Below are 11,762 nucleotides of genomic sequence, written 5' to 3' on the forward strand. Positions count from 1 at the left end.
ATGTTCACGCCTTAAAATATAGAAGTAAGTGTCCCCAGCTGTCTAGATTTTCATAATACCGCCGGTGTTGGCACTTGTCACAAGTTTAGAATAACGTGCCAGGTAGCCGGTTTTCACTTTCGGTTCAAAACCTTTCCAGTTCGCTTTTCGTTTTTCCCACTCTTCTTCTGGCACTTGTACATCCAAGATACGTTTTTCAATATCAACGATAATATGGTCTCCGTTTTCAACAAAGGCAAGTGGCCCGCCCTCAGCGGCCTCAGGTGATACGTGGCCGATTGAGAGGCCACGGGAGGCTCCGGAAAAACGTCCGTCCGTAATCAATGCCACTTTTGGTCCGAGTCCCATTCCAACGATTTGGGATGTTGGCGCCAGCATTTCCGGCATGCCAGGTCCGCCTTTTGGCCCTTCGTATCTGATGATGACAACGTCGCCTTCTTTTACTTTTCGGTTGATAATGCCGTCAAGCGCCTCGTCCTGAGAATCGAATACGACAGCCGGCCCTTCGTGTCTTGTAATCCCATTCTGTACGCCGCCTGTTTTAATGATAGCGCCGTCCGGAGCTAGATTACCGAATAAAACAGCAAGGCCTCCCTTTTCAGTGAATGGTTGATCCAGCGGGTGAATGACGTCATAATCCTTTACTTCATGTCCGGCAATGGTTTCTCCAAGAGTTTTTCCTGTAACAGTCAGCGCGTCTAAATGAAGCGCTCCTTCTTTCTTGGAAAGCTCATTCAGAGCCGCTGACACGCCGCCCGCTTCATGAAGATCTTCAATAAACACATCCGATGCAGGCGCCAGCTTGGCCAAGTGCGGCACGCGCTCAGCGACTTCGTTAATGCGTTCTAAAGAGTATTCAACGCCGGCTTCGTTTGCAAGGGCAAGGGTATGAAGAACGGTATTTGTAGAACCTCCGAGCGCCATATCGAGTGCAAACGCGTTATCAATCGCTTTTACTGTAACGATATCACGCGGTTTGATATCTTTGCGAATCGTTTCCATTAATTGCGCAGCCGATTTTCTCACAAACTCTTTGCGTTCCGGAGATGTCGCCAGAATGGTTCCATTACCCGGCAAGGCAAGACCAAGTGCTTCTGACAGACAGTTCATTGAGTTCGCCGTAAACATGCCTGAGCAAGACCCACACGTTGGGCATCCGAACTGCTCTAGTTCTTGAAGCTCGTTTTCGTTGATTTTCCCTGCTTGGTAGGCGCCTACCCCTTCGAATACTGAGGAAAGGGAGATTTTTCGCCCGTCACTTGTTCTTCCTGCCGCCATCGGTCCGCCGCTGACAAAAATCGTCGGAATGTTGATGCGCATTGCCGCCATAAGCATTCCCGGTGTGATTTTGTCGCAGTTCGGAATACAGACCATTCCGTCAAACCAGTGTGCGGATACAACCGTTTCCACAGAGTCTGCGATAATTTCACGGCTTGGCAGCGAATATCTCATACCGATATGCCCCATTGCGATGCCATCATCTACCCCAATGGTATTAAATTCAAACGGCACGCCCCCTGCTTCTCTGATTGCTTCTTTTACGATTTTCCCAAACTCCTGCAAGTGAACATGACCGGGAACGATATCAATGTATGAATTACACACCGCAATAAACGGCTTGCCGAAATCCTCTTCTTTTACCCCTGCTGCACGAAGCAAACTGCGGTGCGGAGCTCTATCGATTCCTTGCGTGATCATATTACTGCGTAATTCTGCCATGGTGATCCTCCTAAATTCTTTCAATTATTTGATTGGATTTTATTTTGACAATTTTCAGTTTATTTATGGGCTATTTTTGCAAATAAGATAAATACAGGCCGCCCTCACCTTGTTTTGTTCTTTCGTGTTTTTATATTTATATAGCTTTCTTTCGATTTGAACCCTCCAACTATTAATATTGTTACTTACTATAAATAGTTTTCGGATATTTTTCAACAATATTCGAAATAATTTTTATAAAAAGCGAATTCACATAAAAAAGGTGCATGATCTGCACCTTTTTTATCTCTATTCGCCTTTTTTTCTGCTTTCCGTCATTTGTTTCCAAACAGAACCTTTTGCTTCTTCTCCATGCTCAATACGTTCAAGCGCCATTTTGACTTGAAGGCTGACCTCAAATTCGGGGTCATCTTCGGCAGCGCGCAAAGCTTCAATTGCACTTTCATCGCCGACTTCGTACAGGAACATGGCCGCACGCCAGCGAACAAGCTTGCTGGAGTCGCTTAACGACTTGATCATAGCAGGAATGGCTTGAGGATCGCCGATATCAGACAGGCAGTCTCCGGCCGTTCTTCTGACTGATACAGCTTTGTCCTCAAGTGCTTTATACAATAGAGGAAGAACATCAGGTGTTTCAATCATTCCTAAGTACACAACAGCCTGTCTTCTGATGGACACCTTTGGATCATCCAATGCCTTCTGTAAAACCGGGATATCCTCTTCTTTCGGATCCATCTGTTCCAAGTGTGCATAACGCTTTTTCCAGTCCTCATCATCCAGCATGTCAAGCGTTACTTTATACGCTTTGCGCTGTACAGCTTGTTTTGCTTCGCCCTTTCCTTGAGCGGCTGCTTCAGTCAGTCGTTTCAGCCGTTCATCACTGTATGCCGCCTGAAGCTCTTCTGTCACGTCATGGCCGATTTCATCAAAGTCACCGAATCTGACACCCTGTTCTTTCCAAGCCCGCTCAAACACAACATTGGAAGCTTCAGATCTAAGTTTTAAGATCGCCTGCTGAAAGCGTTCAGGTAAGCCGAAGCGTTCTTCCCGCTCTCCATCGGTTAATTTAACTTGCATAGGAATGCCGCTGAACATCTGCACAAAAACTTTTACCTCTCCAAAAGATTCTTGATCAGAACGATTTTCTTCTGCGCTTTCAGCACTTTCCATCCCAAATGCAGTGCGGACTTGCGGTAAAATGTCTTTCCAGTCGTATCTTGCATTCCGTTCAACAGCAAGAAAATCTGCGACGTGATATACCCCTTTAACTCCATCTATTTTAAGGATTTCCGCTATAACAGGCGGTGCGCCTTCTGCTTGCTCAAGTTTATAGTTATTGCTTTTGCCCGCCGGAAGCTCTTCCGTTAAGATGACTTTCATTGTATTCGGGCTTGGTGTAGGTTCAATTGATTTTATCTTCATGATCGTCCTCCTATAGCATATCTGTGACTTATTCTATCATAGTCGCTCCAAGCCTTCTATTACGACGTTTTGGCATCAATCCCGGGTATTTCTTTTTCTAATTGGCGGACAAACTGAAGCATAAAATTGTGTCTTTCTTCTGCCAGTTCCCGTGCAGTGTCTGTATTCATCATATCTTTCAGCCGCAGCAGCTTATAAAAAAAATGAGAGTAGGCGCTTTGATCATCTCCATAAAGGCCATGCCCTTTTGCGCCCGCAAACATGAAAGCTCTCGCAATGCCGACAGCACCAATCGCATCAAGTCTGTCAGCATCCTGTACGGCTTTTCCCTCAATTGAGAGCGGCTCCTTCGCCAGCTTTTCCCTGTCTCGAAAGGACATCCTTGTTATAATATGAATCACTCTGTCAGCATTCTCTTTTCCTACTCCGAAAAAAACGAGCTGGTCATATACTTCGTTCACAGAAAGCCTGACCGTGTCAGGCAGCTTCACATCAATTAAATCATGAACCAAAGCCGCGGTTTCAACAATGAACAAATCCGCTTTTTCCTTTTCTCCAATATACGCTGCAAGATCTGCTACTCTTGATACATGATGCCAGTCATGTCCAGAGCTTTCGTCAGTCAGGATAGATTGAACCCATGTCCTGATTTGCTCTGCCTGCTTCAATTCCTTCACAAAAACACCCTCTTTATTGCTCTAATAGCTTCACGATAGCGTCTTCCAGCTCTTTCGGATTTGTATTTGGTGAATAACGGCCAACGATTTCTCCATTTCTATCCACTATAAATTTCGTGAAATTCCACTTGATCGCCTTAGTTCCCAGCATCCCTTTCGCATGTTCTGTCAAATACATAAACAGCGGGTGGGCGTTTTTCCCGTTTACATCCACTTTTGAAAACATAGGAAATGTAACACCGTAATTTGTTTCACAAAATTCCTGTATGTCAGCCTCTTCACCAGGCTCTTGGTTCATGAATTGATTACAGGGGAACCCTAAGATCTCCAGCCCCTCCTGCTGATATGTATCATATAATTCCTGCAGCTGCTTCAATTGGGGAGTAAAACCGCACTTACTTGCTGTATTCACGATCATCAGTACCTTTCCCGCGAAAGGCTGAAGTGTCATGTCTTTCCCTGTTATTGTACGTACCTTTATTTGATAAATAGACATGTAAGTCCCTCCTATGTCCTTGGTGCTGATTATTTTACCTTTTTTAAATCTCAATTCAAAATGTAAACATCAATTAAGAACTCATAAGAAACTTAACAATATGAGCGTCCGTTCATTATCAATTCATATGGCTCATTTTTTATCTTATCATTCTATAAAACATTACAATTCCCTCTGACATCATGGAAAATCATTTTACTGTGAAACCAAAAGGCGTGTCAGTGCGTTTTATTTAAAGAGTTTTCTGTTGTTTCCCCCTCAACACGCATAGATAGATTGAAAATTGGCGTGAAAATTCCTATAATGAAGAAAATTAACGGGGAAATAATGGAGGTGGCACGTTGCCTATTAATATACCAACACACCTGCCGGCAAAACAGGTGCTTGAAAGTGAACAGATATTTGTAATGGATGAAAGCAGAGCATTTCATCAGGATATCCGGCCGCAAAAAATTATTATATTAAATTTGATGCCGAAAAAAATCCAAACAGAGACTCAGCTTCTCAGATTGCTTGGAAATTCGCCTTTACAGGTTCATTTCACATTTTTAATCCCAAGCACACACACGCCGAAAAATACTGCGAGAGAACACCTTGACGAATTTTACACGACTTTTTCCAATATCCGTCACAAGAGGTTTGACGGCATGATTATCACCGGTGCGCCGATCGAGCATTTGGCGTTTGAAGAGGTTTCATATTGGGAAGAGCTCAAGGAAATCATGGAGTGGAGCAAAACAAATGTCACTTCAACCTTGCATATTTGCTGGGGTGCTCAAGCAGGTTTGTATTACCATTACGGTGTGGAAAAAATTCAAATGCCGAAAAAAATCTTCGGTGTGTTCGAACATACCGTTCTTTCAAAACACGAAAGATTGGTAAGAGGTTTTGACGAGCTATACTACGTGCCGCATTCCCGGCATACAGATATAAATATGGAACAGCTTCAAGCAGTGCCCGAGTTAAACATTCTTACCGCATCAAAGGAAGCCGGGGTTTGCTTAATTGTGTCTAAAGACGAAAAACAAGTCTTTTTGACAGGGCACCCTGAATATGATACAAATACGCTTCTTCAAGAGTATGAAAGAGATTTGGAACGAAACCTTTCTACTGTCGAGGCACCTAAACATTATTTTGCAAAAGGCAGCAACGAGCCAGTGAATCGCTGGAAAGCGCATGCCACATTATTGTTTATGAATTGGCTGAATTATTACGTTTACCAGGAAACTCCTTATGAATGGGACTAATTTTTCTTTTTTTAGTGATACGCTGAGCAAAAAATATGATAAAATACATCTGATTCAGTCTGCGTATAACAAAAATTTAAAATACTGGAATCCAAATCATTTAAAATTAGCTTAACTTTTTCACTGCATTAATAATTCGATTATGTATTTGTGTTATGTTTATGTATAGACAATAACTCCTTACGATGCATGAAGCTTGCTTGTTGTTGATTACATTGAGGTGAATTTACTTGAATACCAATAAAAGAGTATTAATTTTGACTGCAAATTACGGAAATGGACATGTGCAGGTAGCCAAAACACTATATGAACAATGTGTACGGCTCGGCTTTCAGCATGTAACAGTTTCTAATTTGTACCAAGAGTCAAATCCGATTGTTTCAGAGGTAACTCAATACCTTTATTTAAAAAGCTTCTCAATCGGGAAACAGTTTTATCGTTTGTTTTATTACGGAGTTGACAAAATCTATAATAAACGTAAATTCAATATTTACTTTAAAATGGGTAATAAAAGATTGGGCGAACTTGTCGATGAACATCAGCCCGATATTATTATTAATACATTTCCGATGATCGTCGTGCCTGAATACAGACGCCGAACTGGAAGAGTCATTCCTACCTTCAACGTTATGACTGATTTTTGTCTTCATAAAATTTGGGTTCACGAAAACGTGGATAAATATTATGTGGCGACAGATTACGTGAAGGAAAAACTGCTGGAGATCGGCACTCATCCAAGCAACGTAAAAATCACAGGAATTCCAATCAGGCCGCAATTTGAAGAATCCATGCCGGTTGGCCCGATATATAAAAAGTACAATCTTTCACCAAACAAAAAAGTGCTTCTGATCATGGCAGGTGCTCACGGTGTATTAAAGAACGTAAAAGAGCTGTGCGAAAACCTTGTCAAAGATGACCAAGTGCAAGTGGTTGTCGTGTGCGGGAAAAATACGGCTTTAAAAGAATCTTTGAGTGCGCTTGAGGCGGAAAATGGTGACAAATTAAAAGTTCTGGGCTATGTGGAGCGCATTGATGAGCTATTCCGAATCACAGATTGCATGATTACCAAGCCCGGCGGCATTACTTTGACAGAAGCCACAGCCATTGGAGTGCCTGTCATTCTGTACAAACCCGTGCCTGGACAGGAAAAAGAAAATGCAAACTTCTTTGAAGACCGCGGAGCTGCCATCGTTGTGAACCGTCATGAAGAGATTCTCGAGTCAGTCACTTCCCTTCTTGCAGATGAAGATACCTTGCATCGCATGAAGAAAAACATTAAGGACCTTCATTTAGCAAACTCCTCTGAAGTGATTTTAGAGGATATCCTGAAGGAATCAGAAATGATGACTACCAAACAAAAAGCCAAAGTGCTATCGTAATGGCGTACTTGAGAGCATACGAAAATCGTGTGCTCTTTTTATTTATATTCAGCCATTAATAAAAGCGGTTACATTTTTTTATGAAACTTGCCCTTCTTTTGAAAAATAAGCCGTTTCGAAACTTGACGGGTGCTCCCAGATGGTGTATAGTTGAACCATCATTTAACAATGAATCAAAGTTAGATGATGACAAAATTTTTTTTAGCACATGGGTGCTACAGTACTAGGAGGAATTAAGCAATATGCAAAACGGTAAAGTAAAATGGTTCAACAACGAAAAAGGATTCGGCTTCATTGAAGTTGAAGGCGGAGACGATGTATTTGTTCACTTCACAGCTATCGAAGGAGATGGATACAAATCATTAGAAGAAGGACAAGAAGTTTCTTTTGAAATTGTCGAAGGTAATCGTGGACCTCAAGCTTCTAATGTTGTAAAACTCTAAACTCAATACATGATGATGAGATGACAAATAGAGGAGAGGCATTCGCCTCTCCTATTTGATTTTCATCTGGATTTCAATCGCCAAAATGTTTTGTTTACACCTCTGTTCAATCTCTTCAACATACTTTTCCATTGATGGTTTTCCTTTTTTCGCGATATCCGCCAGTTCTTCTAAATCACTGTATATTTCTATAAATGTTTTGTGAAGGATCAACTTCAAGTCTTTATCATCCATAGCTGCGTTCCCCTTCTCTATCAAGATACCTCAAATAGTAAAACAGTCCTATTTATTCTGGTTCAATAGTTATATCGGCTTATTTTTATTTTCTTTTCTATTTTGGTACATAAATTTCAAAAAAACTCTGCAAAATAATGGCGGAGGTGTTTTTTGTGACTTCAGAATTTCATAATGAGGATCAGACTGGCTTTACGGATAAGCGGCAGCTGGAACTAGCGGTGGAAACAGCGCAGAAAACAACAGGCGCCTCGACGAGAGGCCAAAGCAAAACATTAGTCGACTCTGCATACCAAGCCATTGAGGATGCTAGAGAACTGTCACAATCTGAAGAGCTGGCAGCTCTCGATGATCCTGAATTTGTAAAGCAGCAACAGCAGCTGCTAGATGACAGCGAGCATCAGCTGGATGAATTCAAAGAATAAAAACCGCAGCTTCTGCGGTTTTTATTTTTAGTGATTGGTTAAGACATCTCCGTATTGTTTCAGCTTTTCACCAACCGTACATTTATTGATACAAAATGAATGCGCATAAGTTTTGCCAAATTCTTTGCGAAACTGCTTCTTAATAAAACAGTCCTTGCAATATTCATCGTGCAGTTCTGTCAGTTCTTTAAAGATCATTTTCTTATCCAATATCGTCATCTCCGTTACGGTCTAATTTCGTGTGGCTTTCTACGAATTGATGGGATAGAATTTTTTTAGCGAGGCCGTCAGCTTCCTGATTGTCTTTTCGTTGTATTGTTTCGTAGGTTGGAGTAAGCTTCAGCGATTCAAGGAGTGCTTCTATTTTGTCCAGCCATTCATTATGAGATGGATCATAACAAGGCCAGCTGCCGTCAAGCTGATTCAGCACAACAAGCGAGTCCCCTTTGATTGTAATTGAATTTCTGCTTGCCCCAAGCTCTCTTACTTCTCTTATTGCTTCATAAAGCGCTGCGTATTCAGCTTCATTATTGGTTTTCAGCCGGAAGCTTTTATTTTTTCTCAAGCGATGCCGGGTTCCTCCCAGTGAATAATAGATGACGATCCCGAGACCGGCCAGTTCGCTCTCCTTATCGAAACTGCCGTCAAAATAAACAGTAATGTCATCAGGCTCTTGAGCAAGCTCCTCTGTCAGCTTTTCCAATTCCTTCAGCGTCCAGCTGCCGCCTTTCTCGTCTTCGAACTCTAGCTCTTTCATGTATGGAAAACGTCCAAGTTCTCTGGCGAGCATACGTGCCTGCTGTGCTGTCAGCCAGTCTTCGCTAAAAAATGAGACGGATCCTGTTCCTTTTGCTTCTATTTTCAAATGCGGTCTGAGCTTCATTACAATCACCTTACCATTCATTAGTTGCCGGGCATATGCTATAATCAAACCAATCTTACCCCGGAAAGGAAGCTTTTTCATCTTGTTTAATAATTCGTTTTGGATCTTTTTTGCGATCATTCATTTTATCATTGTTCTTTTATTTTATAAAGGATTTGGCAAAATGGGACTGTTTGTTTGGATCGGTTTTGCGACAGTCTGCGCCAACCTCCAAGTCGTCAAAACAGTCGAACTGTTTGGCTTAACAGCGACACTCGGGAATGTGATGTATGGCACAATCTTTTTTGCGACAGATGTGCTGAATGAAAAATACGGACCAGCTGAAGCCAGAAAAGCGGTATGGCTCGGATTCTCAACGCTCCTGACGCTGACATTTGTCATGCAGGGCGTGCTGCTTTTCGAACCGGCTTCCAGCGACATATCACAAACAGCGCTGGAAACGATTTTCGGATTCCTTCCGCGAGTTGCGTTAGGAAGTCTGCTTGCCTTTATCTTCAGCCAAACGCTGGATGTTTATGTATATTCGGCAATAAGAAGGATATTTCCTTCTGATCGGCTTTTATGGCTCAGAAACGGCGGCAGTACAGCAGTCAGCCAGTTGTTTGATACATTCATATTCACTGCAGTCGCCTTTCTCGGCATTTATCCGGCAGGCGTGTGGCTTCATATTTTTATTTCTACATATTTGATTAAGTTTGCGGTATCTTTAATTTCATTGCCTTATGCCTATGCAGCCAAAAAAATGATACCTAATGATGAAAGGAGTTTATAATGCCTACAGAAATATATGTAGACGGCGCAAGCGCCGGTAATCCAGGGCCTTCCGGTATCGGCATTTTTATCAAACATGAGGGAAAAGCAGAATCCTTCTCTATTCCAATCGGAGTGCATACAAACCAGGAAGCGGAATTTCTTGCATTAATTGAAGGGATGAAGCTATGTGCAACGCGCGGGTATCAATCGGTTTCCTTTCGAACCGATTCAGATATTGTGGAACGCGCCACTGAGCTTGAAATGGTTAAAAATAAAACGTTTCAACCGTTCGTAGAAGAAATCACCCGATTAAAAGCGGCATTCCCTCTTTTTTTCATCAAATGGATACCGGGCAAGCAAAACCAAAAAGCCGATCTTCTGGCAAAAGAAGCGATTCGGCTGAATGAAAAGAATTAAATCTTGATCATTGGTTCATCCTAATGGCGAGGTGAACTAACATGAAAAAGAAAGATAAAGGCCGGCTGACCGGCGGTGTTACTCCGCAAGGCGACCTGGAAGGCAATACACATAATGACCCTAAAACAGAGCTTGAGGAGAGAGCAAAAAAAAGCAATACAAAACGCTAGAGAAGATCTAAACGATCTCTCTAGCGTTCAGCTTTTCAAGCATACGCTCAATTCCTTTAATTTGGTGGCGGCGAAGCATGTCAGCCGCCTGCTCCATTTGCAAAGTAAATAAAGCGTCTTTCAGTGTGCAGGCCAGCGGCACTGAGCAATGGATTTCCGCAAGCTTCCTCGACATCTCCAAATCGCTTAAACCTTGCTGAATTTTTCCCTGCTGTCCTTTTGGAAGAAGAGAAAGATTTTCCAATAAACGGTCAATCGTTTCGTATTCACGAATCAGTTTGTAGGCTGTTTTTTCTCCAATGCCTTTGACTCCGGGATAGTTATCACTGGAATCACCCATAAGCGCTTTAATATCAATCAAAGCCTTCGGCATTACGCCTGTTTCTTCATAAAAAGTCTCTTTTGTATAGACTTTATAATTTCCGATTCCTTTTTGAAGCAAAGCAACGCTTACTTTATCCGTTAACAGCTGAAGTAAATCTCTGTCCCCTGTTACGACCGTAATGTCCGCTTCATTCGCAAATAAATCGGCAAGAGTACCGATACAGTCATCCGCTTCATAGCCGGCAAAGCCAATATTCATGATTCCAAGCTCTGCGGCTGCTTCCTTTGCCAAATCAAACTGCGGAATCAGCTCCACAGGCGGCGCGCTGCGGTTGGCCTTATAATCTTGAAACAAGTCATTTCGGTACGTTTTGCTCCCCATGTCCCAGCAGCAGACGACGTGTGTCGGCTGGAATGTTTCCACAGCTGTAATCAAATGCTTTAAAAAGCCGTTGACGCCGTTCGTCGGCACCCCGCTGTCATTTATCATAAAGTTGCGATGTACGGCCGTGGCAAAAAAGGCCCGGAATAAAAGAGCCATGCCGTCAACCAGCAATAGTTTATTATTATTCATCAAATAACTCCCTTTTCTTTCATTCCTTCTATTTTATCATAAAGCAGCCCAAAAATAAAAAACAGTATCTCTTTAATTAGAGATACTGTTTGGATATTTATCAATCGTTGTGTCTTTTGTTGCTGGCGATCAGCTTTTCAGCTTCGCGTCCTGCGTAAGAGTCAAAATGGGTTTGAAATCCGTTTTTCTTTTTGGCATTGTTATTCGCCTGTGCATTTCTGTTTCCGAGCTTTGTTCTGCCCAACATGAATCCCCCCTTACGTCGGATGCATATAGTATATGCTTCCGGCAGGAGGTTCACTCGCGACAGGATCATCCAGCTTACATGCGGCTTACGTATTCTCTGACCATTTCTTTTGATACAAGCCGTCTTGTCGGGACGATGCCTTTTTTAGCGAGCTGATTCATTTGCTCGGTAATTTCATTAATTGCATCTGTAGTATAAGGCTCATCGTTTCTGCATTTAGCAACAGCTTCTTCAATCGCCAATTCACGCATATTTTCAAGACGCATAAATGCTTTGATATGCTCGTGCTGTTTTGATGAATGTGCTGAAATTGCTTTATGTACCTCTGACATTAATCGTTCATCTCGCTTTT

At 42.3% G+C, this 11,762-nt stretch carries 18 protein-coding genes; 8 read left to right on the forward strand and 10 right to left on the reverse strand.

Annotation, left to right across the window (positions count from 1 at the left end; translation table 11 throughout):
- Positions 1-42 precede the first annotated feature (42 nt).
- The 4 genes from ilvD to ACFVP7_RS12445 all read right to left on the reverse strand — a co-directional run bounded on the left by ilvD (position 43) and on the right by ACFVP7_RS12445 (position 4,314).
- Positions 43-1,719 (reverse strand): dihydroxy-acid dehydratase, encoded by a 1,677-nt coding sequence (gene ilvD, locus ACFVP7_RS12430; protein ID WP_009967560.1) that lies wholly within the window; start codon positions 1,717-1,719, stop codon positions 43-45.
- A 288-nt stretch (positions 1,720-2,007) separates the two neighbouring features.
- Positions 2,008-3,141 (reverse strand): conserved virulence factor C family protein, encoded by a 1,134-nt coding sequence (locus tag ACFVP7_RS12435; RefSeq protein WP_086343996.1) that lies wholly within the window; start codon positions 3,139-3,141, stop codon positions 2,008-2,010.
- 59 nt (positions 3,142-3,200) lie between these two features.
- On the reverse strand, positions 3,201-3,818 hold the full coding sequence (gene hdhQ / locus ACFVP7_RS12440) for an Mn(2+)-dependent (deoxy)ribonucleoside pyrophosphohydrolase (RefSeq protein ID WP_137200824.1): 618 nt from the start codon (positions 3,816-3,818) through the stop codon (positions 3,201-3,203).
- A 13-nt stretch (positions 3,819-3,831) separates the two neighbouring features.
- On the reverse strand, positions 3,832-4,314 hold the full coding sequence (locus tag ACFVP7_RS12445) for a glutathione peroxidase (protein WP_134982564.1): 483 nt from the start codon (positions 4,312-4,314) through the stop codon (positions 3,832-3,834).
- A gap of 341 nt (positions 4,315-4,655) precedes the next feature.
- Between ACFVP7_RS12445 and metA the strand changes: the two genes are divergently transcribed.
- From metA to cspD, 4 genes are all read left to right on the forward strand, one after another.
- Positions 4,656-5,561: a homoserine O-succinyltransferase gene (metA, locus tag ACFVP7_RS12450; RefSeq protein WP_024572336.1), complete on the forward strand. Its 906-nt coding sequence runs from the start codon at positions 4,656-4,658 to the stop codon at positions 5,559-5,561.
- Between the two features lie 230 nt (positions 5,562-5,791).
- Complete coding sequence (locus ACFVP7_RS12455; protein WP_033884727.1) at positions 5,792-6,940, forward strand: diglucosyl diacylglycerol synthase; 1,149 nt, start codon at positions 5,792-5,794, stop codon at positions 6,938-6,940.
- A gap of 80 nt (positions 6,941-7,020) precedes the next feature.
- Complete coding sequence (locus tag ACFVP7_RS12460) at positions 7,021-7,167, forward strand: hypothetical protein (protein WP_123373170.1); 147 nt, start codon at positions 7,021-7,023, stop codon at positions 7,165-7,167.
- A gap of 15 nt (positions 7,168-7,182) precedes the next feature.
- Positions 7,183-7,383 carry a cold-shock protein CspD gene (gene cspD / locus ACFVP7_RS12465; RefSeq protein WP_003230776.1) on the forward strand — a complete coding sequence of 67 codons (201 nt, stop codon included), beginning with the start codon at positions 7,183-7,185 and terminating at the stop codon, positions 7,381-7,383.
- A gap of 51 nt (positions 7,384-7,434) precedes the next feature.
- On the opposite strand, the gene degR is transcribed toward cspD, so the two are convergent.
- Entirely contained in the window at positions 7,435-7,617 is a 183-nt protein-coding gene (gene degR / locus ACFVP7_RS12470; protein ID WP_003230774.1) for a transcriptional regulator DegR, read from the reverse strand.
- A gap of 155 nt (positions 7,618-7,772) precedes the next feature.
- Here degR and ACFVP7_RS12475 point away from each other — a divergent pair, with 155 nt between their 5' ends.
- Complete coding sequence (locus ACFVP7_RS12475) at positions 7,773-8,042, forward strand: DUF2564 family protein (protein ID WP_396582214.1); 270 nt, start codon at positions 7,773-7,775, stop codon at positions 8,040-8,042.
- Between the two features lie 27 nt (positions 8,043-8,069).
- Here the strand turns inward: ACFVP7_RS12475 and ACFVP7_RS12480 are convergent, their stop codons facing one another.
- Complete coding sequence (locus tag ACFVP7_RS12480; RefSeq protein WP_004399003.1) at positions 8,070-8,252, reverse strand: zinc-finger domain-containing protein; 183 nt, start codon at positions 8,250-8,252, stop codon at positions 8,070-8,072.
- On the reverse strand, positions 8,245-8,925 hold the full coding sequence (locus tag ACFVP7_RS12485; RefSeq protein ID WP_014477138.1) for a ribonuclease H family protein: 681 nt from the start codon (positions 8,923-8,925) through the stop codon (positions 8,245-8,247). The genes ACFVP7_RS12480 and ACFVP7_RS12485 overlap by 8 nt, the downstream gene beginning before the upstream one ends.
- Before the next feature lie 82 nt (positions 8,926-9,007).
- Between ACFVP7_RS12485 and ACFVP7_RS12490 the strand changes: the two genes are divergently transcribed.
- The 3 genes from ACFVP7_RS12490 to sspL are packed head-to-tail and all read left to right on the forward strand — an operon-like array spanning position 9,008 to position 10,265.
- A complete protein-coding gene (locus ACFVP7_RS12490; protein WP_024572337.1) occupies positions 9,008-9,697 on the forward strand; it encodes a queuosine precursor transporter in 690 nt (229 codons plus the stop codon).
- A complete protein-coding gene (locus tag ACFVP7_RS12495) occupies positions 9,697-10,095 on the forward strand; it encodes a reverse transcriptase-like protein (protein WP_024572338.1) in 399 nt (132 codons plus the stop codon). Before ACFVP7_RS12490 ends, ACFVP7_RS12495 begins: the two co-directional genes overlap by 1 nt.
- A gap of 41 nt (positions 10,096-10,136) precedes the next feature.
- On the forward strand, positions 10,137-10,265 hold the full coding sequence (gene sspL, locus ACFVP7_RS12500) for a small, acid-soluble spore protein L (RefSeq protein WP_003218255.1): 129 nt from the start codon (positions 10,137-10,139) through the stop codon (positions 10,263-10,265).
- A 7-nt stretch (positions 10,266-10,272) separates the two neighbouring features.
- Here the strand turns inward: sspL and exnP are convergent, their stop codons facing one another.
- From exnP to ACFVP7_RS12515, 3 genes are all read right to left on the reverse strand, one after another.
- A complete protein-coding gene (exnP, locus tag ACFVP7_RS12505) occupies positions 10,273-11,163 on the reverse strand; it encodes a 5'-3' exonuclease ExnP (RefSeq protein WP_003230763.1) in 891 nt (296 codons plus the stop codon).
- Positions 11,164-11,263: 100 nt separating this feature from the next.
- On the reverse strand, positions 11,264-11,410 hold the full coding sequence (locus ACFVP7_RS12510) for a hypothetical protein (protein ID WP_003230761.1): 147 nt from the start codon (positions 11,408-11,410) through the stop codon (positions 11,264-11,266).
- A 74-nt stretch (positions 11,411-11,484) separates the two neighbouring features.
- Positions 11,485-11,742 carry a YpbS family protein gene (locus tag ACFVP7_RS12515; RefSeq protein ID WP_003230757.1) on the reverse strand — a complete coding sequence of 86 codons (258 nt, stop codon included), beginning with the start codon at positions 11,740-11,742 and terminating at the stop codon, positions 11,485-11,487.
- Positions 11,743-11,762 lie beyond the last annotated feature (20 nt).

It is taken from the genome of Bacillus sp. SG20033 (assembly GCF_044570195.1).
Classification (GTDB): Bacteria; Bacillota; Bacilli; order Bacillales; family Bacillaceae; genus Bacillus; species Bacillus subtilis.

Coding starts and splice junctions, on each gene's coding strand:
- ACFVP7_RS12495 (WP_024572338.1), top strand. CDS start 9,697: ATGCCTACAGAAATATATGTAGACGGCGCAAGCGCCGGTAATCCAGGG.
- cspD (WP_003230776.1), top strand. CDS start 7,183: ATGCAAAACGGTAAAGTAAAATGGTTCAACAACGAAAAAGGATTCGGC.
- ACFVP7_RS12445 (WP_134982564.1), bottom strand. CDS start 4,314: ATGTCTATTTATCAAATAAAGGTACGTACAATAACAGGGAAAGACATG.
- sspL (WP_003218255.1), top strand. CDS start 10,137: ATGAAAAAGAAAGATAAAGGCCGGCTGACCGGCGGTGTTACTCCGCAA.
- ACFVP7_RS12515 (WP_003230757.1), bottom strand. CDS start 11,742: ATGTCAGAGGTACATAAAGCAATTTCAGCACATTCATCAAAACAGCAC.
- ACFVP7_RS12485 (WP_014477138.1), bottom strand. CDS start 8,925: ATGAAGCTCAGACCGCATTTGAAAATAGAAGCAAAAGGAACAGGATCC.
- ilvD (WP_009967560.1), bottom strand. CDS start 1,719: ATGGCAGAATTACGCAGTAATATGATCACGCAAGGAATCGATAGAGCT.
- ACFVP7_RS12510 (WP_003230761.1), bottom strand. CDS start 11,410: ATGTTGGGCAGAACAAAGCTCGGAAACAGAAATGCACAGGCGAATAAC.
- ACFVP7_RS12435 (WP_086343996.1), bottom strand. CDS start 3,141: ATGAAGATAAAATCAATTGAACCTACACCAAGCCCGAATACAATGAAA.
- exnP (WP_003230763.1), bottom strand. CDS start 11,163: ATGAATAATAATAAACTATTGCTGGTTGACGGCATGGCTCTTTTATTC.
- ACFVP7_RS12460 (WP_123373170.1), top strand. CDS start 7,021: ATGAAACTTGCCCTTCTTTTGAAAAATAAGCCGTTTCGAAACTTGACG.
- degR (WP_003230774.1), bottom strand. CDS start 7,617: ATGGATGATAAAGACTTGAAGTTGATCCTTCACAAAACATTTATAGAA.